This is a genomic window from Cytobacillus firmus (genome assembly GCF_023612095.1).
Classification (GTDB): domain Bacteria; phylum Bacillota; class Bacilli; order Bacillales; family Cytobacillaceae; genus Cytobacillus.
This window is the reverse complement of the sequence record NZ_CP086235.1, coordinates 3,886,933-3,912,846: the sequence shown is the minus strand read 5'-3', so window position 1 is coordinate 3,912,846 and position 25,914 is coordinate 3,886,933. Positions and strand designations below refer to the sequence as shown.

At 42.1% G+C, this 25,914-nt stretch carries 24 protein-coding genes and 1 pseudogene; 17 read left to right on the top strand and 8 right to left on the bottom strand.

Annotation, left to right across the window (positions count from 1 at the left end; genetic code table 11):
- Window positions 1-13 precede the first annotated feature (13 nt).
- The 6 genes from LLY41_RS19760 (at window position 14) to LLY41_RS19735 (ending at window position 4,215) form a co-directional block, all read left to right on the top strand.
- Window positions 14-940 carry an ABC transporter ATP-binding protein gene (locus LLY41_RS19760; protein WP_304586314.1) on the top strand — a complete coding sequence of 309 codons (927 nt, stop codon included), beginning with the start codon at window positions 14-16 and terminating at the stop codon, window positions 938-940.
- Between the two features lie 7 nt (window positions 941-947).
- Entirely contained in the window at window positions 948-1,931 is a 984-nt protein-coding gene (locus LLY41_RS19755) for an ABC transporter permease (protein WP_304588068.1), read from the top strand.
- A 35-nt stretch (window positions 1,932-1,966) separates the two neighbouring features.
- The gene (locus LLY41_RS19750; protein WP_304586313.1) at window positions 1,967-2,398 is read left to right on the top strand and encodes a cytidine deaminase; all 432 of its coding nucleotides are present in this window, start codon (window positions 1,967-1,969) and stop codon (window positions 2,396-2,398) included.
- A gap of 125 nt (window positions 2,399-2,523) precedes the next feature.
- Window positions 2,524-3,207, top strand: coding sequence for a hypothetical protein (locus tag LLY41_RS19745; protein WP_304586311.1), 684 nt, complete (start codon window positions 2,524-2,526; stop codon window positions 3,205-3,207).
- A gap of 189 nt (window positions 3,208-3,396) precedes the next feature.
- On the top strand, window positions 3,397-3,645 hold the full coding sequence (locus LLY41_RS19740) for a PepSY domain-containing protein (protein ID WP_095244195.1): 249 nt from the start codon (window positions 3,397-3,399) through the stop codon (window positions 3,643-3,645).
- A 135-nt stretch (window positions 3,646-3,780) separates the two neighbouring features.
- Window positions 3,781-4,215 (top strand): dual specificity protein phosphatase family protein, encoded by a 435-nt coding sequence (locus tag LLY41_RS19735; RefSeq protein WP_179288999.1) that lies wholly within the window; start codon window positions 3,781-3,783, stop codon window positions 4,213-4,215.
- Between the two features lie 152 nt (window positions 4,216-4,367).
- On the opposite strand, the gene LLY41_RS19730 is transcribed toward LLY41_RS19735, so the two are convergent.
- Window positions 4,368-5,006, bottom strand: a complete 639-nt coding sequence (locus LLY41_RS19730; protein WP_095244197.1) for a pyridoxamine 5'-phosphate oxidase family protein — start codon at window positions 5,004-5,006, stop codon at window positions 4,368-4,370.
- A gap of 22 nt (window positions 5,007-5,028) precedes the next feature.
- Window positions 5,029-5,223 carry a hypothetical protein gene (locus LLY41_RS19725; protein ID WP_370460153.1) on the bottom strand — a complete coding sequence of 65 codons (195 nt, stop codon included), beginning with the start codon at window positions 5,221-5,223 and terminating at the stop codon, window positions 5,029-5,031.
- A gap of 666 nt (window positions 5,224-5,889) precedes the next feature.
- On the opposite strand from LLY41_RS19725, the gene LLY41_RS19720 reads away from it, so the two are divergent.
- The gene (locus tag LLY41_RS19720; protein ID WP_304586308.1) at window positions 5,890-9,720 is read left to right on the top strand and encodes a S8 family serine peptidase; all 3,831 of its coding nucleotides are present in this window, start codon (window positions 5,890-5,892) and stop codon (window positions 9,718-9,720) included.
- 809 nt (window positions 9,721-10,529) lie between these two features.
- On the opposite strand, the gene LLY41_RS19710 is transcribed toward LLY41_RS19720, so the two are convergent.
- Window positions 10,530-10,736: a DUF4177 domain-containing protein gene (locus LLY41_RS19710; RefSeq protein ID WP_095244201.1), complete on the bottom strand. Its 207-nt coding sequence runs from the start codon at window positions 10,734-10,736 to the stop codon at window positions 10,530-10,532.
- A gap of 206 nt (window positions 10,737-10,942) precedes the next feature.
- Here LLY41_RS19710 and LLY41_RS19705 point away from each other — a divergent pair, with 206 nt between their 5' ends.
- From LLY41_RS19705 to LLY41_RS19685, 5 genes are all read left to right on the top strand, one after another.
- Window positions 10,943-11,962 (top strand): DUF3231 family protein, encoded by a 1,020-nt coding sequence (locus LLY41_RS19705; RefSeq protein ID WP_304586304.1) that lies wholly within the window; start codon window positions 10,943-10,945, stop codon window positions 11,960-11,962.
- Window positions 11,963-12,223: 261 nt separating this feature from the next.
- Complete coding sequence (locus tag LLY41_RS19700) at window positions 12,224-12,541, top strand: PadR family transcriptional regulator (RefSeq protein ID WP_095244203.1); 318 nt, start codon at window positions 12,224-12,226, stop codon at window positions 12,539-12,541.
- The gene (locus tag LLY41_RS19695; protein ID WP_304586302.1) at window positions 12,528-13,097 is read left to right on the top strand and encodes a DUF2812 domain-containing protein; all 570 of its coding nucleotides are present in this window, start codon (window positions 12,528-12,530) and stop codon (window positions 13,095-13,097) included. The genes LLY41_RS19700 and LLY41_RS19695 overlap by 14 nt, the downstream gene beginning before the upstream one ends.
- A 330-nt stretch (window positions 13,098-13,427) precedes the next feature.
- Window positions 13,428-13,628, top strand: a complete 201-nt coding sequence (locus LLY41_RS19690; protein ID WP_304586301.1) for a hypothetical protein — start codon at window positions 13,428-13,430, stop codon at window positions 13,626-13,628.
- 470 nt (window positions 13,629-14,098) lie between these two features.
- Window positions 14,099-14,584 carry a hypothetical protein gene (locus tag LLY41_RS19685; RefSeq protein WP_304586299.1) on the top strand — a complete coding sequence of 162 codons (486 nt, stop codon included), beginning with the start codon at window positions 14,099-14,101 and terminating at the stop codon, window positions 14,582-14,584.
- 34 nt (window positions 14,585-14,618) lie between these two features.
- On the opposite strand, the gene LLY41_RS19680 is transcribed toward LLY41_RS19685, so the two are convergent.
- The 3 genes and pseudogenes from LLY41_RS19680 to LLY41_RS19670 all read right to left on the bottom strand — a co-directional run bounded on the left by LLY41_RS19680 (window position 14,619) and on the right by LLY41_RS19670 (window position 18,293).
- Window positions 14,619-15,701 carry a Ger(x)C family spore germination protein gene (locus LLY41_RS19680; protein ID WP_304586298.1) on the bottom strand — a complete coding sequence of 361 codons (1,083 nt, stop codon included), beginning with the start codon at window positions 15,699-15,701 and terminating at the stop codon, window positions 14,619-14,621.
- Complete coding sequence (locus LLY41_RS19675) at window positions 15,694-16,773, bottom strand: GerAB/ArcD/ProY family transporter (RefSeq protein WP_304588067.1); 1,080 nt, start codon at window positions 16,771-16,773, stop codon at window positions 15,694-15,696. Before LLY41_RS19675 ends, LLY41_RS19680 begins: the two co-directional genes overlap by 8 nt.
- A gap of 24 nt (window positions 16,774-16,797) precedes the next feature.
- Window positions 16,798-18,293: pseudogene (locus LLY41_RS19670) on the bottom strand (spore germination protein).
- 221 nt (window positions 18,294-18,514) lie between these two features.
- On the opposite strand from LLY41_RS19670, the gene LLY41_RS19665 reads away from it, so the two are divergent.
- The 4 genes from LLY41_RS19665 to LLY41_RS19650 all read left to right on the top strand — a co-directional run bounded on the left by LLY41_RS19665 (window position 18,515) and on the right by LLY41_RS19650 (window position 21,541).
- Complete coding sequence (locus LLY41_RS19665) at window positions 18,515-19,642, top strand: sensor histidine kinase (protein WP_142301771.1); 1,128 nt, start codon at window positions 18,515-18,517, stop codon at window positions 19,640-19,642.
- On the top strand, window positions 19,608-20,297 hold the full coding sequence (locus LLY41_RS19660; RefSeq protein WP_304586297.1) for a response regulator transcription factor: 690 nt from the start codon (window positions 19,608-19,610) through the stop codon (window positions 20,295-20,297). The genes LLY41_RS19665 and LLY41_RS19660 overlap by 35 nt, the downstream gene beginning before the upstream one ends.
- A 132-nt stretch (window positions 20,298-20,429) precedes the next feature.
- Entirely contained in the window at window positions 20,430-21,044 is a 615-nt protein-coding gene (locus LLY41_RS19655) for a DUF5957 family protein (RefSeq protein WP_286137290.1), read from the top strand.
- On the top strand, window positions 21,041-21,541 hold the full coding sequence (locus LLY41_RS19650; RefSeq protein ID WP_095244211.1) for an anthrone oxygenase family protein: 501 nt from the start codon (window positions 21,041-21,043) through the stop codon (window positions 21,539-21,541). Before LLY41_RS19655 ends, LLY41_RS19650 begins: the two co-directional genes overlap by 4 nt.
- Before the next feature lie 43 nt (window positions 21,542-21,584).
- On the opposite strand, the gene LLY41_RS19645 is transcribed toward LLY41_RS19650, so the two are convergent.
- Window positions 21,585-23,552: a M6 family metalloprotease domain-containing protein gene (locus LLY41_RS19645; RefSeq protein ID WP_304586296.1), complete on the bottom strand. Its 1,968-nt coding sequence runs from the start codon at window positions 23,550-23,552 to the stop codon at window positions 21,585-21,587.
- A 201-nt stretch (window positions 23,553-23,753) separates the two neighbouring features.
- Between LLY41_RS19645 and LLY41_RS19640 the strand changes: the two genes are divergently transcribed.
- Complete coding sequence (locus LLY41_RS19640; protein ID WP_304586295.1) at window positions 23,754-23,990, top strand: hypothetical protein; 237 nt, start codon at window positions 23,754-23,756, stop codon at window positions 23,988-23,990.
- A gap of 415 nt (window positions 23,991-24,405) precedes the next feature.
- Here LLY41_RS19640 and LLY41_RS19635 read toward each other — a convergent pair whose 3' ends face one another.
- Window positions 24,406-25,836: a polysaccharide deacetylase family protein gene (locus LLY41_RS19635; RefSeq protein ID WP_304586294.1), complete on the bottom strand. Its 1,431-nt coding sequence runs from the start codon at window positions 25,834-25,836 to the stop codon at window positions 24,406-24,408.
- Between the last annotated feature and the right edge of the window lie 78 nt (window positions 25,837-25,914).

Sequence of the window (25,914 nt, the reverse complement as noted above, 5' to 3'; positions counted from 1 at the left end):
CAGGGGTGATGCTGTGAGTTTAAAGCCAACAGTACAATTAGAAAATGTAACGAAGATTATTGGAAAGAAAACAATTATTAATAATATATCATTTGACATTTATCCAGGCGAAGTCTTTGGATTCCTCGGTCCGAATGGCGCCGGGAAAACCACTACGATCCGGATGCTTGTCGGGCTCATTAAGCCAACGTCCGGAAAGATTCACATTTGCGGTTTTGATGTAAGAAAGCAATTCGTTCAGGCGATGCAGCGCCTTGGTTCCATCGTCGAAAATCCGGAGCTGTATAAGTATTTAAGCGGCCGTGAAAATCTGCAGATGTTTGCCCGTATGCTTCCCGGTGTGGATGAAGAACGGATACAGGAAGTCATTGATCTGGTGGATCTGACAGCCAGAATCGATGATCAGGTGCGGACCTATTCTTTAGGGATGCGGCAGCGGCTGGGGATTGCTCAGGCATTGCTGGGCCGGCCGGATGTGCTGATACTGGATGAACCAACGAATGGACTGGACCCGATGGGAATCAAGGATCTGCGCCTGTTTATCAGAAAGCTGGTAGATGAAACGGGTCTTTCGGTTCTCGTATCCAGTCATATTTTAAGTGAAATCGAATTGCTGGCAGATCGCGTGGCTATTATGAGCCATGGAAAAATCGTAAAGGTTGGCAGTGTGAGTGATCTGGTTGGTGCACTGTCTGCCGGTGTGGACTGGAGAGTCAGTGATTCTTTCCGTGCGCTAGCTATTTTAAAGGAATCCCCGCATGTCCAGGCGGCAGAACTGTACGATGACCATACGATACATACGCTGATGGATGAAAGCAAAACCTCAATCCTCAATGAAGCACTCATGAAAGCGGGCATTGAGGTATGGACGATTGAAAGGAAAGTGCAGACATTGGAGGATCTATTTATCAGTTTGACAGGAGGCGATCATATTGTCTAATCCAAATATGCTTGGCCTGATTCGCAATGAAGTGATGAAAATAGCCTCCAAAAAGCGCCTGCCGGTTGTCATCCTGATTTTAGTCATACTGGTGTCGATGTTTACATATGCCCAATACCGGGAGATACAGGAGAAAATTGAAAAGCAGGGCACTCTGGACTGGCGGGTGGAGCTTCAGCAGGAAATTGTCGACCGGCAAAACCGGCTGGCATCAAGCGGAATCCAGGACGAATTCAGACAGTTCCTCGAATTTGATCTGAAGCAAAAGCAGTATTATCTGGACAACGATATCAACCCGAACTATCCTGGAGCCCCTACGTTTATCCGCATCTTTTTATCGCAGGGAGTCACACTTGTCCTGCCGTTATTCATTATTATTATCATGGCAGATATTGTGAGCGGAGAGTACAATGACGGCACAATCAAAACCTTATTGTCCCGGCCGGTTAGGCGGTGGCGGATTCTGATGGCCAAATGGCTGACGGTGCTGCTGTATACTTCCATGCTGATGGCGGCTACGGTGATCGTCTGCTATGGGATTTCAGGGATCGTCCTCGGATATGACGGCTGGACCGCCCCTATTTTAACAGGATTTCAAGCTTCTGCAACTGGTGAATTTTCAACAGAGTATATCCATACCCTGCCGATGTGGAAATACCTGCTGATGTCAGCCGGGCTTGCATGGGTGGTGACAGCGGTCGTTGGAACAATAAGCCTTATGATCTCTGTCCTGGTGAAAAATACAGCCACGGGAATTGGGTCCATGATGGCTGTGTTAATCGCAGGCACCCTGCTGTCTTCCCTCGGCTCAAGCTGGACCAGCTCCAAATACCTAGTGAACTTGAACTTTGATCTGATTAACTATCTGGAAGGGCAGGCTCCGCCGATTGAAGGGATGTCTCTGTCCTTTTCGCTGACCGTGCTTGGGGTTTGGACGGCAGGCTGCCTGGCTGTGGCGTTTTGGAATTTTACTCAGAAGGATATGTATTAAGATAACGGTGGACTAGTAGATGGGGGAGATCTTTTATGTTAAAAGTAAGACCTTTGGAAGATAAAGACTATGAATTGATAAAAGAAGCAGAAAAAGTGATTGAAAAGAATTACAGGTATGGACGGCATCACATTGGTTCAGCAGTCAGAACAACATCTGGTAATGTATTTTCAGCAGTACACGTTGAAGCGAATGTTGGGAGAATAACCGTATGTGGTGAAGCAATGGCTATTGGTAAGTCTATATCAGAAGGAGAACACGAATTTGAAACGATAGTAGCAGTAGCTCATCCTCACCCACACGAGGATATAGAGACATGCTGGGTGGTTGCTCCTTGTGGGATGTGTCGAGAGTTAATTAGTGATTACGGCAAAGAAACTGATGTAATCATTTCTTATAACAGTGAACTGGTAAAGTGTAATGTAATGGAGTTATTACCTGAAAAGTATAGAAGCGATATAGACTGAAATTTGATTGTACAAATATTGCTTTAAGAACGGCTGCCATCTTTGGCGGCTTTTTTAGTGCACTAAAGGGGTAGGTAAGTTGAATAAAGAAAACGGTTTGGGAACACTAAATAGAGGTGTTTTCTATGAAAACTATTATTGGATTAATTTTAGCAGTTGTTCTTATAATTCAACCTGCCATTGGAGAAGCAGAAATTGAGGGGTATGAAATTATTAGCAGGAACGATAAAGAAAATATAACTCTTTATGCTAAGAAAATGAATGGATTATTTAGGGACTTCAAAATAAATTTCAAAGGGGGATTATATTCTAGACCTTTTTGGATTAGCGAATTAAACCCTGCCTATGCTCCACAGATTATTTACGAGGACATCAACATAGACCAAAAGAAAGAGTTAATCATAATCTTAACAAAGGGTTATGGAACGGGTGTCTTATGGGAAGAGGTTTATGTCTTTGACATACTGAATAATGGTGGTTTAAACGTAAATGAAGTGATTGTTGATAATCCTTTAGCAATTATTCATAAGAACGTAAAAACTAAGTTAACTGCAAAGAAAGCCGAAGTTATTGTCGGAGACAAGGAATGTACAGTTGATATCACCTCTTTAGAAATAAAATCCAAAAACTTATTTGATGATATAGGTTTTGGAAGTATTATTGATTATGAAGTCAGTGACAACCATCTAATTGTAAACGTTGCTGGACAAATATCTCCTGCCAGTTTTGTTGGAAATATTTTAATTGTTTATGAATATCGAGACAAAATGTATCAAGCAAGAACGATTGAATTTCAACCTTGTAAATAAGTTTGTGAAGGAATGTACTTAAATTATCGGGTGCTTATATTTAAGATCAGCTGCCAAATCAGGCGGCTTTTTCTTTTTGAACAAACTGAGAGGTAAGTTAAAGAAGATAATGGATTAGCACTTTTAGTTTGTCACATACATATGGATAAAAGAGGTTGAATTATGTAAGGATGAGGAGGGAATTTTCAAATGTATGAAAATTATTATTATGGCAACCCCAAACCAATATATAGACAAAGAATTACAAAGGAGCAGGCTCAAGAGATCGCTCTTAAAAATGTACCGGGACAAATTCAACATGTAGATATGGATTTAGAAAATGGTGTCTTAGTTTATGAAGTTTTTATTTTAACACCAGATAACAGATTATTCGAGGTAGAGATTATTGCAAAAACAGGAAAAGTATTAAAAATTGAAGAAGAAAATGACTTTGATTAATACTCCTCTAATGGGTGGACTTTAGGTAAATTTGCATTCGGCATTAATTTTAAACTCAATAGGAGTAGAGAAAGGGCAGTCTTGGCTGCCTTTTTATTTTTTAGAAGGAGTTGGATGAAAAGAGGTGAGTCAAAAATGAGTTTTATTGAAATGATTCCAAAAAGGCTCTATATCGGCGGGAAGATTTCTTCAGCAGACTGGGATTTTATAAAAAAAAATATAACTGCAATTGTTAATCTAAGAACTAAACCAGACCAGCCTCCTTTTGATTTTTTTGGGAGAATTATGATTTGGGCTCCACTTAATGTTCGGGTTGCTCCTACTATAGAATGGGTTCTTAGACTTATGAAACAGTTAAATCATCTTATGGAGTTAAAACATAGAATTTTAATACATGATACCATTGGCAAAGAGCGTTTGGGTTTTGTTATTACTGCTTTTTATATGCAGAGATATGGATTAAAGCATGACTCAGCCCTTAAAATCGTTAAACAATTAAAGCCGGACATAAAACCGCCAGCTGATTACATGAGATTACTTGTTCAGTACGAAAAACATCTGGGTCACTAGGTAACCTGGAACACTCTTTACATGAGGAGGGGTAAAAACCATAAGAAAAGGCAGCAAAAAAAGCTGCCGATTTTTGTTTTGAGTTAATATGCTAAATACAATGTAACCAGCAAATCTGTTCAGGTTCATTTTTCCGCATCGTTTATTTACCCTTAATACAATCTGTGTTTATAACTTTCCTGAAGATCCTTCGCCACTTGTTCAGCGGTTTGATTCGGCAGGTTGGTATGGGCTGCCAGCATAGCAGGGGCAGAAGGAAGGGCTTCTTTTGCTGGCCATGACTCCCCGTTCCATAACCCCGATCGGATCAATGCTTTTGCACAATGGATAAAACATTCCTCTGCTTCTACTAAAATGCCAAATAGCGGAGTGCGTCCATTGGCTATACTCATTTCTAAAAGCTCCGGGTCACGGCATATGTACGCTTTACCGTTAATTCTTAGTGTTTCTCCAAGCCCTGGTATGAGAAAAAGAAGACCAATATTGGGGTTTTCGATAAGATTATGAGCGGTATCCATTCTTCGATTGCCCGGCCGTTCCGGAATAAATAGATGCTGCTCATCAAGAACTGTCACAAACCCAGGGGCATCACCCCTTGGCGAAACATCACATTTCCCGGCTGCATCTGAAGTGGACATCGTTAAAAAAGGCGACTTGGAAATAAAATTAATGCAGTGCTCATCGATGAAAGAAATAACTTTGCCGGCGGCACGCGCACTCGGCTGGCCGATTTCCTCCCGAAAAAACGCAAATTCTTCTTTTGTGGCTATGATATTTTTAAATGTATTCATGTGTATCTCCTTTTCATCTAAGCTATTTTTCTATCTCCGCTGATGTCTTCACAAGCCGGAACACAACATAATAGATTCCGCTAAGTCCGGCGATCCCCAGCACGGTAAGTAAAGGCATTTTTTCGGCAAATAGGATTCCAATCACAAATAGCGCAAGGCAAATGAGGATGGCAAATAGACTTAGTAATATTCGTTTATTCTTACTCAATTTTTTCACCGCTTTCTTTTTAAAATGGGACAAGTACTTAAACGGAGGTAGTAGTATGGACTTTGCTGCGGGTGTGTTCTGGCTGCTTATTGTTATTCTTTGTATGGTATTTATTCTTTTAGACAGCATGAAAATATCATAAAGCTGGATCGGTTTAAGGAACCTAAGTAATATATTAACATAAATATCCATTTTGAAGAGTGTTTTGGTAAATGGAATCTGCAGAGGTATGGATTTTGCAAATAGATGGATAGGACCTGCAAATAGAACGCTGAATTTGCAAATAGGAAAGCTTTTTTTGCAAATAGGAAAGCATTAATTGCAAATTGAATATCAATCTGCAAATAGATGGAGTGGACCTGCAATTAGAAAGGCTGAATCTGCAAATAGAATCTTAAAACTTGCAAATAGACCAGCCCATCTGATGCTGTCTGGTTTATGCCTTTTTTAGCAGTGCCCTTTATCGGGACAAAGAACCTGTCCCTCTGTCCCAGCTAAGTCTCATATTCTGTTAAAATATGAAATTTTTCTACAGCATTTTTCGAGAAAAATAGATCTAATTTCCTGTTATTAAAGTTGTTAATCAGGTCTTTTGATCCTTATATGAAAATTTTGGTTTTGGTACCTTTATAGTGTATTAAAAAAATTCTGAATAATATAACTAGGAGGTAGGGAATGAGGATTAAAAGATCAGCAGTGGCCTTATTAATGTTCATGTTAATCTTCTCAAGTTCGGTATCTGCAGCCGTTGTGCCTGAGAAAACACCGAATAGCAAGGGAGAAGAAAACCGCAAGACCATCCAGGAAATAAAGAAAAGTGAGCCGGACAAGCAGTACAGCAAAACTGATATTGTCAGGGTCATCGTGGAGATGAAGACAGAGCCATCTGTCCTTTATGCCCAAAAGCAAAAGAAGAAGTATAAAGAACTTCCAGATGCAACAAAGCAGAAGCTGAAAAATGAAAAGCTGTCTGAACAGAAGAAGGTAAAGGATCGTGCCAAAAAGAATAAAGTGAAGATGATTGAGCGCGAAAGCTTTACTACAATCGTAAATGGCTTTAGTGCTGAGATGATGTATGGCGATATTGAGCTTGTAGAAGAAATGCCGGAAGTGGCGGAAGTACAAGTGGTAAACGAGTACGAAAAGCCGCAGGAAAAGCCGGATATGCTTTACAGTAAAGAGCTCGTACAGGCACAAGAAGCTTGGCGTGATTATGGATTTAAAGGTGAGGGCATGGTAGTCGGTGTCATTGATACCGGTATGGATCCTTCTCACCGTGATATGGTTTTAGCCGATGATTCAGAAAAGGAATTAACGAAGGCGGAAATCTCCAAGTTTAAAAAAGATAACGGCCTTCTTGGAAAATATTATTCTGAAAAAGTACCATATGGTTACAACTATATGGATGAAAATGACACAATCCGTGATATCGGCCCGGATGCTTCCATGCATGGAATGCACGTTGCCGGAACTGTCGGAGCGAATGGTGATGAGGAGAACGGCGGCATTAAAGGGGTAGCACCTGAAGCCCAGATCCTTGCGCTTAAAGTATTCGGAAATGATCCGAATATGCCTTCTACATACAGTGATATTTATGTAAAGGCGATTGATGATGCGATTGTACTTGGAGCAGATGTACTGAACATGAGCCTTGGTTCTACAGCTGGATTCGTCAGCCCTGAATCAGCTGAGCAAAAAGCGATTGCCAGAGCAGTGGAAAACGGCATTTTAATGTCTATTTCTGCGGGGAACTCTGCTCACTTTGGAAATGGATTTGCGAATCCAAGCAGTGAAAACCCGGATATCGGCGTTAGCGGATCACCTGGTGTATCCTATGATTCTTTGCAAGTAGCATCCATTGAAAATAGCTTCATGGATCTCGATGCAGTGAACTATCAATTCGGTGAAGAGTCCGGAAAAGCTGCGTTTTTGTCAGCAGGAAATGTTCACCCGAATGATGTTGAAACGAAAACATTTGAAGTAGCCTACGGCGGATTGGGCAAGCCTGAAGAGCTGTCCGGTGTTGCTGGAAAATACGCATTAATTCAGCGCGGGGAGTTGGCATTTGTTGATAAAGCGATTAACGCCCAGAAGGCTGGAGCTGTCGGCGTCATTATCTACAATAATGCTGACGGTTATGTCAACATGGCAAGCGATCCGTCTATTACCATACCGCAGCTGTTCATGCTGAAGACAGATGGAGACAAGCTGGCAGCAGCCATTCAGGATGGCCAGACAGTCAATCTTTCTTTTAACGGAGAAAAAACAAAGTCAGCAAATCCTGAAGCAGGCAAAATGAGCGCCTTCACTTCCTGGGGATTAACGCCTAACCTGGACTTCAAACCTGAAATTACAGCTCCAGGCGGACAAATTTACTCGACTCTTGAGAATAACCAGTACGGAATGATGAGCGGTACATCCATGGCAGCTCCTCATGTTTCTGGTGGTGCAGCACTTGTTCTTGAGCGTGTGGATAACGAGTTTGGCGTAACCGGCTTTGACCGTGTCAACGTTGCGAAGAACCTGATGATGAATACAGCGGCACCAGTTATTGATAAAGGAACTGTTAACAGTGCATTTGAATGGAATATCCCTTATTCTCCACGACGCCAGGGTTCCGGCATCATGCAGCTTCATTCGGCATTATCATCTCCGGTTATCGTAACGGAGACTTCAACGAATGAAGGGAAAGTGGCTTTAAAAGAGGTTGGCAATACATTTGAATTCACATTAAAAGCACAAAACTTCAGTAATGAAGATGTGGCTTACGATGTAGCAGCGAATCTGCAGACTGATTTTGCAGCCTATGGAGAAATGGGCTGGGCAGCGGATGAGCTTGAAGCTCAGAACATTTTAGATGCTTCTGTAAAAGTGGAAGGCCAGGATTCTGCAGAGGTAACCGTTCCTGCGAATGGATCTGTAAGCTTTAAAGTAAGTGTGGATGTCAGCAATGCAAAAGTGTTAGATCCTTCGAAGACAGGAAACTGGGAAACTCCTAGTGACATCAACGAGGTATTCCCGAATGGATATTTTGTTGAAGGGTATGTCACTTTGACAGACTCAACTGACGTGAACCCGCAATTAACGGTTCCTTATGTTGGCTTCAAGGGAGATTGGGACAAGGCTCCAATCCTTGATGGCATGAAGTATGATGAGAGTTCCTTCTACGGAATGGCAGGAGCTGTTTCTGAGACTGCCGAGGGCTATTCTTACTTAGGATATGATCCGGTAAACGATGCATTCAGCGGTGAAACAATCGCGATTTCACCGAACGGGGACAAAGTTCAGGATCAATTGATTCCGGTTCTTTCATTCTTGCGAAATGCGAAACAAGTAGAGTTCGCGATTACAGATGAGGATGGAAAAACGTTACGTAAGCTGCGTACGGAAAACAGCCTCCGCAAGCATTATTTTGATGGCGGCCGGAGTGCGAATTATACGCTAAATCCGTCTTGGGGCTGGGATGGAAAAGTCAGCAACCAGCTTGCCGAGGATGGACAGTACTATTACGAGATTAAGTCTGTCATCGACTATGCAGGGGCAGAATGGCAATCCGTGAAAATCCCTGTAAAAGTGGACACGGCTGCGCCAAGCGTTCAGGCTGACCTTATCGAAGGCAACACAGCATTAAAGCTGGAAGCTGCTGACAACCCTGAAGGCTCAGGCATTTCGTATATTGATATTTTCGTAGATGAAGAGTCTATTCTGGATGAAGCACTAAGCGGGGATACAGAAGAATTTGACCTTCCGGAAGAATTGGAAGTCGGCACCAATGTTAAGGTGGTAGCCTACGACTTTGCCGGCAACTCTTCTGAAGCAACTGTGGAAGTGGGCGAAGTGAGCAATGACAAGACTGTTCCATATGTATACCTTGAGGAGCCTGAGGCCCTTGAAGTGTACAACACAAATGAACTCACTGTCAGCGGCACGATTAAAGAAGAATCTGGCATGAAGGAATTCACCATTGCCGGAACACCTATTGAGACAACTTACAACGAAGAAAAAGGTCAATATGAATTTGAAACAGTGATGACGTTTGAAGATGGCGTTCACAGCCTGGATGTGAAAGCAGTGGATACTGCAAATAATGCGATCTCTTTCAAGCGCACAATCATCGTCGATGCGACTGGCCCGACAGTTGAAATTGATGGACTGCCTTCAAGCAAATACATTAAGCATAACAAGAAAGACCCTGTCATCAACATCACCGTGACAGATAACTTTGACCAGCTTCGCTTCTACCAGGACGGCAGCGAACTATTCTACCAGGAATTCCAGGAGCCTTATGCAATGAGAGGCATCGAAAAGGAATTCAAAAAGATTAAACTATCATTGAAAGAAGGCTTAAACGTCTTCACGTTTGAAGCAGAGGACCTGGCCGGCAACAAAACAACCAAAACGGTCGAACTGTACAAGCTGAAAAAAGGCGAACAGCCTCCGCAAAACCATGAAACCCCTGATGGCCCGGCAAAGCCTGGTAAAGGGAAAGGAAAGAAAGATAAATAATAGTATGGGGAAACCCGGCTTCCTTGGAGGAGCCGGGTTTTCTTTTTGGGGTGACTGCTGGCTGGAGGGGATTTTGCAAATAGATGGTGAGGATCTGCAAATAGAACGCTGAATTTGCAAATAGGAAAGCTTTTTTGCAAATTGAATATCAATCTGCAAATAGATGGAGTGGACCTGCAAATAGAGAGGGGAAATTTGCAAATAGAGAGAGCAAAATTGCAAATAGAATGGGTGAATTTGCAAATAGTCGAGTGCAGTCAGCGCGGGAAGAATGGTTTTGCAAATAGATGGAGTGGACCTGCAAATAGAGAGGATGAAATTGCAAATAGAGAGGCGGAATTTACAAATAGAGCCCGAAGCAGGCACGTCTTTGGTCAATTTTAAAGAAAAATATCTCATTTCCAAATAACAGGAAGATACTATTCCATAAGTAAGCGGGGAGTTGTTAATCCAGTGGGGATCGGCAGCTCCCTTTTCTTATATAAGTTGAGGCTTATTGAGACATGGACAGCGGTTTCCATTTGAAGTGTACATACTAACTTTCCTTTTTCCTAAAAAAAGATATTTTGAAGAAGTGGAATGGTTAGAACTAAAGTTGATACAGAACCTGCAGCTGTTAAAATAACTATTTTTCGGCTATTCTGCTCATTTGAAGGCTTCATTAGCTCTATGGATAATGATATCCATATAACTATAGATGCCAAAGCTATTATTAATAGAGTGGTACTTGTCATATTGGAATCCTCCATTCATTTTTAATTTATTTTTCTAAAATCTAGTGCTGAGTTAGTTAAGTGTGTGAAATCGGGTTACTTTTTCATCTTCTCCAAAGGTTTTTCAAAAATTAATTCATAATAAGTACCTGCCGCAACCCCTGAAGTTACAAAGTCAGGAGAGAATACTTGAATAAAACGCCATCCTTTTTCTGCATGACTTTGAATTACTTCTCGGTAATCTTCTTTAGGTTTACCAGACAGTATTTTAAACTCTATTTTAACGAACTTATATTCAAACAATGTTTCCAGCCCCTTTTTGCTTATAACTATTTGTACGGTTTCCCCTTGAAATAAGTTTCATTTAACCCGAATCATTGTTCCCATTGAATTTGTCTTTTGCTTGACATCTAACCCTATCATCCCAAAATAGCAGCTTTAATTATGACAAAATTTAAAGTATACAAATTTAAAGGAAGGAGATAGTAAGTAAAAAAGAAGGGATTGTCATGAAAAAAATTAAACCCATTAAATTAAGTTCTCATAATCCGAATAGCTCGGAACAATTAACATCAGCAGAAATGGGCAAGCTATGGGCCACATATATGGGAAACAGCATGGCATCATGTTTTTTAAAGTATTTTCTGCAGCATGTTGAAGATAAAGACATTAAAAGCTTATTGGAAAATGCCCTGCAGCTGTCAGAAGAATTTTTGGAGACCATTAAAGATATTTTCAAGAAAGAGGGGTTTCCCATCCCTAAGGGTTTTACGGAAGAGGATGTAAATTTAGGTGCTCCCAGACTGTTTATGGATGAATTTTACGTCCACTATTTAAAGTATGCGGCTAAAGCCGGATTGAGTATCTATAGTATTGCTATCCCTCTTATGTACAGAAAGGACGTAAAGGAATTTTTTAGGCATTGCATGGATAGCACCATGGACTTAATGGAGCAAATCAAAGATATATTAATACATAAAGGGCTGATCATTAAACCCCCAATCATTCCAGTTCCTGAGAAAGCGGAATTTGTGCATAAAGATTTTTTAACCGGCTACCTTGGAGATAAACGCCCTTTGCATGCAATGGAAATCGCCCATTTTTACGATAATATTGAAAATAATGTGACAAGTAAAGCGCTCATTTTGGCATTTGCCCAAGTGGCAAAGGATGAAAAGATACGCAAATTGTTTGAGAAGGGAAAAGAAATTACCACAACAAATATTGAAAGTTATAGGCAAAAACTGCATGATGAAGATTTGCCTTCTCCACCTTATCTGGATGACTTAATAACCAATTCCACTTTCTCGCCTTTTTCTGATAAAATCATGATTTTCCATAAGATGGATATGTTTTCAATAAAACTTAGAGCCTTCGGAAATTCAGTGGCGGTCAATGGCCGGCGAGATGTAGGGATGGTTTATTTGAAGGCAACAATGAAAAATTCACATTTTGTCCAGAGTGCTGCAAAGATCATGCTTGAAAAAGGATGGTTTGAACAGCCTCCAATGGCTGCTGATAGAGATTGATGTATTTTTGCCATTTATTCTTCTTTCACCAGCGAGAGCAAGTTGGCAGATACAAGGTTTAACTTGTGTTCAACAATGGGGCCATTTAAATGAATAAACTACACCAAAAGTCGCTTTCCCTTACGTAAGGAAAGCGGCTTTTTTAAATAGTTACTTAAAGTTCCTTTGACTAAGATGAAATGGTTGTTGACTATTCAGTTAAACTGTATTATCTTGTTATTAAGTTGAACTGTATAGCTGAACTGAATAGAGGGTGGGAATATGAAACATAAATTATTACCGTTGTCTGAAACCATGCATTACATTTTATTGGCTCTGCGTGAGCCGCTCCATGGCTATGCCGTGATGCAGAAGATAGAAGAGATAAGTAATGGCACTGTTATTTTAGCAGCTGGTACATTATACGGTGCGATTGAGAACTTGAATAAGCATGGCTGGATCGAACCTGTTGGAGAGTCAGGCCGGAGAAAAGTTTATATGATAACTGCGGAAGGAAGCAAAATTTTGAAAGTCGAACAAAACAGGCTGCTGCATATTTTATCCCTGTACGAAGGAAGTGAATCGAATGAAAAGATTTAAGATGTTTTTTGATATTGAAAAAGAGGAGCACTGGCTTAACGAACAATTGCAAAAAGGCTATCGCTGCACAAATATTAGCGGTTTGGGCATATACACTTTCGAAAAAACAGACAAGAAATATGTGATGCGGCTCGATTATCAGGATTATTTTTCAAAGAAAAAATTTGAAGGTTACAAAGGATTATATGAAGATTTTGGCTGGATTTATATAGATGGGCCATGGCTTGGCGGAATTCGATATTGGCAAAAAGAGGATGATGGACAAAGCCAAATCTTCTCGGATCGCCAATCAGAGAGTCATTATTATAAAAGGCTGATGGGTTATTCATCTGGTTTAGGGTTACTGTTATTGTTTTTTTCTTATATGATTTATAAGGATTCAGGCTTGTATTTAGCAGAAGGTCTTTGGAGTATGGAAGGTTCCTTATTTTGGAAAGCCTTTTTATTTGAGACTCCATTTGTCCTTTTAAGGCTGCTTCCACTCTTTATGGCTGTGTTCTTCTGCATCAGTTTCTATAAAGCTTATCGTAAGTATTCAATGTTGAAAGAGAAATAGTGCAAGTGGGACAACGGGACAGGTCAACTGTCCCAGAGGGATGGGGGAAAATGAACCTGTCCCTTTTTATGGCTGAACATGAAACTTTCTCTCCTGCAAAATCGTAAACTTACAAAAAGGGGTGGAGCCGGTTTTGAAAGAAAATAGCAGCAGGTTTGATTTTTATTCGGCCATTATCATTTCTGTCATAGCAATATTATTAATGATCAGAAACATGTTGACGGACATAGATTTCTTTTCCGTAACCAATGCTTTGGCTGTTTTTGCTCTAGTAGTATCCCTCAGGCAGCTATATACCTTAACCATGTCATCCCGGAAAGGGGAGCCATCATGAATTTGTTCACATTGGCTCTGGCCGGATGGAATGCCGGAGATTTTATATTTCAGCTTTTGGCTTTTGCCTTTTTATTGGCCATTCCTGGAATTCTCGTCATCTTCTTTTTTATTTTCAAGAGAAGAAACGACAGGTTAAAGCGAATGGAAGAAAAGCTGGATCAGATCCTTTTTAAAATGGAAGGCAAAAATAAATAGGGTTGGTGTAAGGCGGGGAGCTGGTGTGCAGAATGAATCTGTGCACTTTTTTTGATGCTTTTTACCATTGGGCTGGAGGAGCTTCAGACACAAAAAGCGAAAATCTCGTGGGTGAGTCCGAACTAGGGAGGGACATTACACCTGTCCCTCTGTCCCACTTTCTCACCTATTTCTGATAAAACATAGAGGGTAATGATTCTAATAGGCCATACTTTGCAGATTAGAGAAGCCTTTCGCTGAGAAAGGCTTTTTTCTATGGGTGACAAAAAAAGTGCGAATATTGGCTGTCTGATTGGCGGATTTTTTAATTCTAGAACAAAAGGGCTTTTATTAAGGAACAGCTTCTGGTCCATTTCCTGCGATAGACTAAATCCCAAGACTTAGATAAAAATTGAACCGGAGGCTCACGATACTATAAATGGACCATGTTACATTTGATATATAAAGAGTCAGGAAGAGGATGAAGATAAATGCCACAAGTGAAACATCAATTAACAGATTCAGCTGCAACCCAAAAGCTGCAAATGACCATTTTTTTATGTTCCATTCTTTTTACCATGGGGACAGCCATTCACAATTTTATTATTATAAATCCGACACTTATTGAAACCATGATGCAAATGGCGGGAGTAGCGGATCCTGCTGGTGAAGCAATCGAATTCACATTTGGTTTTAGGATTGTCGGGTGTTTATACATTGCTGGAAATGCGTTAGGTATATTGGCTTTAAATAGCCGCTCAAAAATATTATGGTGTATCATCTTAATCGTTAATGTCACGCAAGCCACTGGTCCTATTATGATTCCTTCATCAATGTGGACAGCAGTTAATGACGTTTATGGCGTGTTAGGGATCCTGCCAAGTGCGATTACGGACGGCGGAGCCATTATCTTATCTTCAGTCATGATCATTTCGATGTTCAAGTTTCGTACCACTTGGGCACAAAAGCCTTCATAATCAGCTGCTGATCAGGCAGCTTTTTTTGATCCAGTTAATTGATTGTTCCAGTCTGCTCTATTTCCACATCGGCTTTTATGGACACTTTGACATTTGGGTAATGCATCTTCCATTGTTGTTCATCAAAGGCACGGTCATGCTCCCTGAATTTTGCTCCCAGCCCTAGAGGATCAACCTGCTCCTCTTTAAGCCTATTTATGAAAGTAAGAGCTTTTTTTTCTAGTTCCTTCTCTACTTTATCCTGATATTTCTTACTATCGAAAGTCTGTCTTTTTTTCTCAGATGAAGAATATTCCTGAAGTTTTGTTTTCATTTTTAGGTGAATGGAAAACTCCGGCTTTCCCTGAACCATATTTATTTTATATTTAGGATTTGAATAAAGGGTTTCCAGTACCACCTTATCCCCATTTTCCAGCACAAACGCCTGCGTACCATTGTTTTTGTTCTTTTTAAGCAATGTTTTGAACATAAATATGTCTTCCCTTGGAATGGAAGCAATAAAGCTATCATCTTTAAAAACCGCTAAACCAGTTATTCTGATGGTACCATTCACATTTTTTAATAAAGGTAAGTATGCATCTTGACCTGTCTGAAATAATTGAAATAAAAAAGTTTGCAGATTGGTTTTTGGAAGCGTTCCGAACTCCATGTTTTGATCCAGCATTTCCTGGAGGTAAATGGAAATATTCTCACTCTGATATTTATTCAGGTTCATTAGCTCTTTCGTTTCCCCGTCCACAATCGCCAATTGAACGATGCTTCCGATAAAGGGATCCCGGTTTAAGGTATCGATAAAATCATTGATCCCGCTTTCTGCCAGTGACTTCCCATAAAGAGCCAGCCTGAGCTGTCCGCTGACTAAACGAAGCTGTGTTTCATTATTTAATTTTTCCCTTATTTCCTTGCTGGAATATCCGGATGCTGATTTGACTTCGGTTGTTGAACCTTCTTTCTTAAAGACTGGATAGGCAACGGTCCCTTCAATCTCTCCTTCATCGGCCAAATCATAGCCCACACCCTGTATCATCCCGACCTCATTGACAATACGGGTTGGGAGCAGGGAACACCCGGATAGGAAAAGGATGAAGAAGATCGATAATACTGAGCGGCTACCCACCTTGATGCCCCCTTTTAAACAAAGTGAAATAAATCAGAAGCAGAGGGATATAGACGTAAAAGACGTACAAATTCATCTGCGTAATATATTTATCCAGCATCTCATTAAAATGCTCATTATTTATTAGACTCAACCCTGCACTGAATAAAATAAGGCCCCATAAAGCATACTTTTGCTTCACATGAAAGATTTTCTTTAACCCCCTGCTTGAACACCATAACAACAGCGAAATCAATGCGGTGACAACCATTGAATACATAGAGATATATAAATATTCAAAGCGCTCCAAATAAGAAAACTTAATGACTTTAGTAAGTGAAAGCTCAGGCCAGATGGTGGTTTTTAACTGGTTTTCACTATAAAAGCTGAAAGACACAATAGAAGAGAGGGCATAGAGCAATGTAGTAAAAAGCACACCCAGATGAGCAAACTTTCTGGATTTATCAGGATTCCGGATAAATGGATAAACCATTAATAGTGTCTCTGTTCCTGCTAGGGTGTACACCGAGCTCTTAACAGAGTCCAGCATGTCCATAACGGAGTGATTCATGATGGGAACCAAATTGGAAAAATGAGCAAGCTTCAATGGAAATATATAGAGGACTAAGACCCATAGCTGCGGGAAAAGAAAAGATAAAAATGACAAGCCGACAACAACGCGAAATCCTCCGGAAATGCAATAATATACAAGTATTAGAATCAACATGGAAATAATCCAGGAAGGTATGGCTGGAAACATCCAAACCTGGATAATTTCTATGAATTTAAGCATTACAGACACACTTGCTAAAGCATAATAGCTGATGATGAAGAAGCTTAGGAATTTTCCAAGGAAATTGCCGAAGGAAGCTGTGTGAACATCGATGATATCCCCTTGTGCTTTTCCAAGCAATTTATACATAACCCAAATAAAGACCTGAACCAAACATCCTGCGGCGAGGACACCTATCCATGCATCATATCCCGCTTTTTCTGCAATTGTTCTTTGAAAACTTAAAATCCCCACACCCACCTGTGAGTTGTAAATGATGAAAAAGACTAAATAAGGGGAGACCTGGTGCCTTATGTTCACTTTCAAACGAATCACCCTATATCATTATTCGTAAAAATCATTCAATGGCTCAGGATTCTTTTGGTTTCCTGAAAACTTTTTCTTTTTTTGCGGCCTTAAATTTTGGGGGTTATCTTTTTGCATGGAAAAAGGGAGTCTGATCCATAAGTCCTGAAATGCGGTTCTCCGCATAGGATAATTGCTTATATATGGCCGTCCAAGTGACGTCAGCCTTAGTATGTGTATCAATATATAAATTAAGCTAAGATATACGCCCAATAGGCCGAGCCAAGCGGCTAAAAAAATGATCGGAAACTTAATAAAGCGGATGGTATTGCTGAATTTATACACGGGGGATGTGTAGGAAGCCAATGTTCCAAGCCCCACGATAATCAGCAGCACATTGCTGGTTAATCCGGCTTCCACCACTGCCTGGCCGATGACAATACCGCCTACGACACCCAACGATTGCCCAATTTTTAGCGGTAATCGGATCCCTGCCTCCTTTACCATTTCGATCATTAGCGCTAAAAACAATGCTTCCAGAAAAGGGGGAAGGGAACTGTTGCTCTTGATCCAACAAGCGGCTCCAGCAGACGAGCTGGAATTAATTCGTAATGATAGGTCATGATCGCCACATACATAGGAGTGACAAATGCTGAAATAAATAAGGAAGCAAAGCGCAATAAACGGAAGAAATTACTGATAATCCATGAATAATTATAATCCTCCATTGCAATAAAGGATTCCATAAACGTGACGGGCAGGATTATCAGATTGGGTGACCCATCAACGGCAATGATAACCTTTCCCTCTGTAAGCCCCGCTGCCACCCTGTCTGATCTTTCTGTTGAAATAGATTGGGGAAACAAAGAATTGGAATTGTCCTCGATCATAGCCGAGATATAGGAACTATCCTGGATGTGTTCATACTGTATGTCTGTAATTCTTTGAATGACGGTGTTTATATTCTCCGGATCTGCTATCCCTTTCACATATAGAACGGCTACTTTTGTTTTCGATAAATTTCCTACGGTCATTTCCTTTACGATAAGGTCAGCTATAGGCAATCTCTTTCGGATGAGGTTAATATTAATATCCAATTCCTCAATAAACCCAATTTGAGGACCTATTGCAGAGGCTTCCAATATTGGAACTCCTACATCGCGAAATTTACTGTTTGCGATATTCACTAATAAACAATCCTCATCATGAGGATGTAATTGAATGGCCATGTAGCCGTTCATCATGTTTTGAATGATTTCATCCGAATCGCTGGTGATAATCATTTCCTGAATCGGAATGATGTCTTTTAGCTCGATTAAGGAAAGGCGGCCCTGTATGTATGGAAGAACATCCTTATGCAGAATGTCTGCTGATATAAGCGTGCGAAAATAGGCTATCCAAAATGGATGATTATCTATTGATGAAGTATGATAATGAACAAAGTCATTTGAATCAGAAAAAGTTTCAACCCAATTCTGATGGATTGAATGGGAGGTGCCGATGCCGTCATTAAGTCGGTTGCTCTTTCTCTTCATAGCAATACCTCTGTGTTTTTTCATATTATTTGTGAACCTGTCATTTCTATACATGCATACCATCAAGAGGGGCAGAATCCCATGCTTTCACAGTAAATAATAGGAAGCACATAAAACTTTGTTAAGAGTTTTGTAATATATGCATAAGGTTTCGGTTAGAACTTAACCTTATATTTATTCTGGAGAGGTTTCCGTCTTATTAAAAAAGCAGGAGTGACAGGATGTCGATTAAAAAACGATTGATTTTATCGAATATAGGGATGGTGCTGCTCCCTGTTGTTTTATTTTTGCTGCTGGAAATGGTCATTGGGTATGTACTGTTTTATCCTGTGAAAGGTACGGTGGATCAGAAGGATCTCGAATTTTTCCGGTCGATTCGGATTTATTTGCTGGTCGGGGTGCTGGTTTTGACCAATGGAATCCTGACTTTCCTTGTTTCGAAAAGCATCATTGCTCCGCTTCTCCGGCTGAAGCAGTCGGCAAATGATATTAGCGGAGGAAACCTGGATACAGAAATAGAGGTTACCGGGAAAAAGGATGAGCTGAACGAGCTGGCCATGGCGTTTGAAAGCATGAGAAGCCGATTGAAGGAAGCGGCAGCCATTCAAAAGCAGTATGAAGAAAATCAGAAGGAATTGATTGCGAGCATTTCCCATGATTTAAAAACCCCTTTAACGAGCATTAAAGGCTATATCCGCGGTATATCAGATGGGGTGGCGAATACGCCGGAAAAGATGGAACGATATTTGGGTACGATTGAAAAAAAGGCGGATGATATGGAAACTTTGATCTCGGAGCTTTTATTGTATTCCAAGCTTGATTTGCCGAATGTTCCTTATGAGTTGAGGGAGCTGGATTTAGCGTCCTACTTTGATGATTACCTCGAGGAGCTTCAGTTTAATCTGGAGGGACAGCCTGTTAGTCTCCGTCTTGAATACGAGCCGAATGAATCGTATCGGGTGCAGGCTGACAGGGAGAAATTGAATCGCGTTGTTGGCAATATTGTGCAGAATAGCTTGAAATACATGAAGGAAGGCAAGAAAGAACTAGTGGTCAGGCTGTCGTCAAAAGAGGAGGACGTCACGGTTGAAATTCAGGATAATGGTGCTGGCGTTTCACACGACGAGCTGCCTCATTTATTTGACCGCTTTTACCGTACGGATGTATCCCGGAATTCTGCCACAGGCGGCAGCGGGCTGGGTCTTGCGATTGTAAAAAAAATCATTGAAGGCCACGGGGGGACCGTTTGGGCAAGTGGCGGAGCCGGACAGGGGCTTAGTATCTTTTTTACGTTAAAAAAAGGGGGGAAGATGATTGGAAAAAATCTTAATCATAGAAGACGAGCTTAGTATTGCTGAGCTCGAACGGGATTACCTGGAATTGAACCAGTATGAGGCAGATATTGCGGCAACGGGTCAGGAAGGGCTGGACCGCTTAAAAACAAACGCTTATCGGCTGGTGCTATTGGACTTGATGCTTCCTGATATGGACGGCTATGAAGTATGCAAAAAAATCAGGGAGGTTTCAGAGATACCCATTATTATGGTGACGGCAAAAAATGAGGACATTGATATGATCAGGGGATTGGGCCGGGGAGCGGATGATTATATTGCCAAGCCTTTTAACCCCAATCAATTGATCGCCAGGGTGAAGGCGCATATAGCACGGTATGACAGGCTGACTTCCAGCGGCCCCGGCAAGGACGAGGACATCAGGATTGGGGATTTGCTGATTCAGCCGGTAACCCGCAAAGTATTTGTGAACAACGAGGAAAAAACCCTTACGGCCAAGGAGTTCGACCTGCTGCTGTTCATGGCTTCCTCCCCGAACCAGGTGTTCAGCAAAGAGCATCTGCTCGAGCAGGTGTGGGGATTTGATTTCTATGGGGATGTCACAACCGTGACAGTTCATATCAGAAGGCTGAGGGAGAAAATTGAAATAGACCCATCCCAACCGGACAATATCGAAACGGTTTGGGGCGTGGGCTATCGATTTAAACGGTAAGAGCGTATAGATTTCTATGCGTTCTTTTTTTATTTCCGGATTTAATAATTCTGTAAGAAATTGATAAGAGTGCTGTTAGAACCCCCGCTTAGAATGGGTTTTGTAAAGAAAACAGGAGAGGGGACGAAGAAAATGCCAAAAAGAACATTGGCTGAAAATAGTTATATAGGATTGGGATTGGTTTACCTGGGCTGCCTGCTGATTCAGTTTTTGCTGGCGGGGATGTCGATCTTTGGGGATCCGTCCAAGTGGGCCGCCCATAAAATGTTTGTGCATTTGTTTGGCTATGCCATTCCGGTGCTGATGATGCTGAGTGCGCTGGCAGGAGGATTTTTTAAACGGATTTATAAGGAAATGATGGCCGTTTTCCTGCTGCTGTTTGCCATGTATTTCACTGCCAATATGGGCTGGAAAATCAGCTGGCTTGGAGCGTTTCACCCGGTTGCGGGAGTACTGTTTCTCGGGGCAGGCGCGGCTGCGGTCCGAAAGGTATGGAAGACGCCGCAGGAGTCTGTTCGCTCCAAAGAAAAAAATAGAGGACTGCTGCTTTGGATATTGGCTGGTGCAGCAGGCGGATTAACAGCCGGAGTTATTTTATCTAATCTAATTGGAATCATCAGTTTCTATGTATTCGATCAGCCAGTGGGGATTAAATTTCTGCCGTTTTATCTGGCTGCCTTATTCGCGGTAATGGTACCTGCCTGGCAGTATAAGAAGAAACATAAGATGAGGGAGGAAAAGCAATGAAGCAAAAACTGACGTATTTCTTTATGGTTTCATATTTATGGATCACCTTGATTATGCTGGGGGCTTTTGTATTGGAGGTATTTATGGTGTATCCGAATATTTTTCATAACGTGCCGGAATCATTTGATGTCTCTATGGAATTTATGGAGGCAGCGAGTCCCCATACGTTTTTCCCGCCGCTTGGGTTAGCGAGCTGGGTCACTGGGGCTGGGGCGCTGATTCTGGTGTGGAAACTAAAATCTGCCCGCCGCTGGGTTCTGGGAAGTATTCTTGTCATGATTCTACTGGGGCTCGTCTCCATGCTATTTGAATGGCCGAGAAATGAAATTATGTTTATTGAGGGGCAGAGTGTTCATTCAGTGGAATTTCTGAAACAGACCGCAAGGGAGTTTCTGATGATCAATTGGATCAGAGTAGCGTGCAACACGGTTGGTGCTGTCATGGTGTTTGTGGGATTTTTAAAGTTTTATAAGAACCAATTGCATGAAAGAGAGTAGGCAAATGAAAAGGGACAGGCGGGCCTGTCCCTTTTTTAATCATTTATTTCCCCGCACCAGGGCCAACACGTCTTGTAACTGTATCCGTTTTGGCAGGATCGGTTTCGGAGGTGCTTGTAAATGTAAGCTTTGTCGGTACAGGCTTGGTTTTTGGAATTTTCACGTAAACTGGAACTTCCACTGTTTCACCGGCTTGCACTTCAATCACATTATGCTCAAGCATGAGCTCCCAGCCGGCTTCCGTCTTGGCATTCAGGCGGATAAGATCTGCAGCATTGCCCGTATTGGTTACCTTGAAGGAATAGGCTGCCACCTTGCCGGGAGCGGCAAATTGGACTTTGCTGTTTTCGGCTGAGACGCCTCTTGCGGCCGGGCCGGACTCATCCATATGGCGGACGGCGACACGATAGGAGAGGGCTCCTTCGTTATCAAGCTTTTTATTTAAAATGTAAAAGTGAAGACGGTTATGCTCGTCCTTATATTCGCTGACAACCCCATCTGCTGTGCCTGCTTTGAAGAGGGAATCGGAAAGCTGTCTGTAATCCCCTTTTGAATACATAGCTTCTGTTCCGTCAGGACGTTTAAAGTCAACCTTGTTAATGTCTTCTGCATGAGAGTCGATGACCCAAATGTTTGGTGCTGCTTCCGTATTTTTGGTTTTGGCAAGAAGAACGCCGGAATCTGGGGTGAAGGAGTCGAATCCTACACGGTCCACCACTTCCACCGTATAGTTGTTGTACCATTTTTCCCCGCGCTGCATGTCCGCACGCCAGTCATCCTCAAGTGAATTTTTTGGCGTCAGATCTTCCATGCTGATGTTGATGCCGTGAAGAGCATTGCGGCCAAACTCTTCACCGGCCGGTACCGCACGTGCCAGGATATCAGTAAACACAGGTCCGGATTGAGCCAATTCCTCCCGGCTGATGTTCAAGTACTGATCTTCCGATAAGAAGCCTTGCTTGATTTTGTTCCGGAGCATGTGATGTGCCGGCGCTGATCCGCCCAGAGTAGGGAGGACCATCCAGCGTGTATGAGGCCCTGCAGGACCATTAAAGCTTCCCCGGCTCATTAATTCCCAAGGTCCGGAATAGGAGCGGGAAACAGGCTTTCCATATGGATTGTTGTAGTTATCCCCCAAATTCATAATATGGCCAAATTCATGAGCGAAGGTTCCCATTCCATCGTTTTCACCCTGGATGGAAACGCCCCGGCTTGCACTGGACCAGATGCTTTTCGCGGCAAGCCACGAAGTCCAAGGGACATAGCGGGTATTGGCGGAATTCGGAAATCCTTCAAAAGGCGGACCGAATTCCTTCGCCACATCTTCTGCCGTCTGGAACATCATTTCCCCAAATTCCTGCCAGACACCTGACTCATCATATCCGGCATGCAGGATGAAGGTGAAATCGTAATTTTTGCCTGAAGCGGCGATATCGGCTTGCGCCTTTTCCATTGCTTCAGATCTTAAATTTTTTGCCTGATACTCTTCAGGCATGTTGGATTGCTGCCCGAATTCGTTCAGTCCGTACTGGAATTCATTGTGGTCCATCCGATAGGTTCCGAATGAATCCAGTTCAACAGCCCATTTGCCATATGAATTTTCTCTCCAATATTCATTGATTGTCCGATGATTATTCAGCGGCTGCGGCTTGTTCAGGAAATCCACCCAGAACTGGCCGATTTCATCCCGCGGAATATTGCCGGTGCCAATAGGGTTGCCTGCCACTTCAGATCCCTCCGGCTGACTTAAAATAAACTCCCGGTCAGGAAAATCGACAATGACAAGTGCTCCCCGTAATACTCTTTCAGGCTCAATATCAGCCGTACGCCAGTCAATTCCCGGCACCGGCCGGTAATCTTCCCAGGTCATGTCCTCAGGAAGCTCCCAGGACTGCACATCTGCGGGTTCCGGGAAGTCTTCAAGACCCGGCTTTTCTGCATAAGCCGCAGAAGAAATGGTCATTAAAAGCAATGTAACAAAGAAGATAAAAGACTTTTTTAATTGCCTCAACTTATTTCGCCTCCCTTAATTCTAGCATTCTGGTAAATTATACAATTTTGTTTCGGTATTAAAAATATAAAATATTTAAAATATTCAAAATGATAGGGAAGACCTAAGACCGGATGCCTGTAATAAACTAAAAGCAGAGGGTGGCGGTAGTCTAAAACTGCTATATTTAAAGGAGAAGAGCTTTCTAAGTGGGAGGGACATATGAAATTAAATATCTTTTATTCAATGCCAGGGGATGATGTTTTAAAAGGAATCCTGCAACTTCACAGGAACATATTCGGCGACTCTGAAGACTTAGTAGGTAAGATGAAAAGTAAACCTCAGTTGCTGGTGCAGGCAGCTATGGATGGAGAAAAAGTGATTGAGGAAGCCTTTTTTAATACACCAAATGTATTCGCTTTTGTCGAATGTTTCTATGTTTCAATGGAAACAGTTTGATATACTATATTAGTGAGATATAGTTTTTCTTTTTGCCAAATGAGCCGAGTGGAGTCGGAGCGTTTGCGAAAATCGTATTTAGTATTTACATGTTCTCGTTACATTTTTGGTGTGGCTCGGAGCAGTCAACCAAATTGCACGGTGATGATCGGATAGGGATTTGATTTGATAGATCATTGTTTGAATATCAAAACAAAACAACCGTTTCTGACAAACTTAAACCGTGTACAAATTAAGTCCGGAGTAGGCTCCCGGGCTTTTTTTGTTGCCCTGATATCATAGGAACTTACCCGATCAACTCCCAGCCCCTGTGAGTGGAGTAACGTGTCAAGACAGGCGGAGGGCCCATTCAGTTTTATGAAAAGGGGACAGGATCGTAAAACAAAACGCCCAGGAAAACCCCTGAGCGTCTAGCTTATGATCTTTTCCCAAAAAACGTACCGGTCACTTCCTGTTCCTGCAGGGATAGAAGCTCGGAGACGGTAATGAATTCGTAGCCCTCTTTTTCCAGGTGCGTCAGCAGGTCTGGAAGTGCTTCAGCAGTTGACTTATGGATATCGTGCATTAAGACAATCGAGCCTGGCACGGCATTGGCCTTCACTATTTTTTGAATCGATGAAGCGTTAAGTGTCTTCCAATCAAGTGAATCCACCGACCACAGAATAAGCGGTGTATGGGCCATTCCGGCAATTTTTTTCACATCTTCATTCATGGCGCCATAAGGCGGGCGGACGGTTGCGGGAAGTTGTCCGCTTGCTTCCTTGATTTTGGCGCTGGCTTCTTCCATTTCTTTGCGGATATCTATTTCGCCGAGGGAAGAAAGGTCCGCATGGCTGTCACTGTGATTTCCGATTTCATGGCCTTCTTCAGCCACCTGGCTTGCGAGGGCAGGATAGAATTGCGCCTGACTGCCAAGCATATAAAAGGTAGCTTTTGCGTTATGCTTTTTTAATATATCCAATATAAGCGGTGTGACTTTCGGGTGCGGCCCATCATCAAAGGTAAGGGCAATATACCTGCCGTTTGGATCCAGCGGAGCGGTTTCGGGTTCACTGACTTCCGGTTCAGGCAGCTGAATGTCAGGAAGCTTCAATTGCCTAATGGTTTCATCCTTTAAGAGAGGACGAATATGTTCGATTGGAATTTTCACCTTGACCGCTCCGGCTGCGCCTGCCGCAATTTCATATTCGTTAAAATAAAGCGTGAAATTCTTGCCGCTCAGTGACCATTTCCAGCTCGACGGATTTTTCAGCGCTTCGTCAAGCAGGTCATTAAACAGATAGTCCTGGAGCTCTTCTTTCCCGCCAATTTGGTTTTTTACCATCGTTCTGAGATTTGTCAGGGACTCCTCATCCATTTGGATGATATCGGCAAGCTGCACCATTTTCTGATTCGCAAGATCGATCGTGAACGTTTTGACCGCGGCCTGCCCATTGGCGCCGCCGGTGTACTGGTAGGCTTCAAATACCAGGGTATACATGGTATCGGAAACTTTTTTCGGCTCCGCCTTGATATTAAGGTGAGAACGGAAATCTTCGCTGTCCAGCACTTGCCGGTTTGCCTGAACAAGTTCCAGGAAGTCCCTTTCCTGAGCCTGAATCCACTCTTTTATGGGTTTGTTCAAATTTTCAAATTCAGTTATCGGTGTACTGATCGCAAGGGTATAAGATTTCGTTTCCTTTGTCCGGGTTTCTAGGTTTAATCCGGGGAAAGCTTCAGGGGATGTGGTTTCTGTTCTGGAAAAAGCCTGAAGGCTGGTGTCAGCTCCAGAGCTGATGAAATAATAGAAGCCTGCAATGAAGATGCACAATATTGCCCACGATGGCCATTTTAACCGCTTAAGCAATGATATCCTTTCCTTTCCTGTCTGTAAAATTATGACTATCTAAAGATATAATTATATCAGGAAATCTTCGGGCTGGAG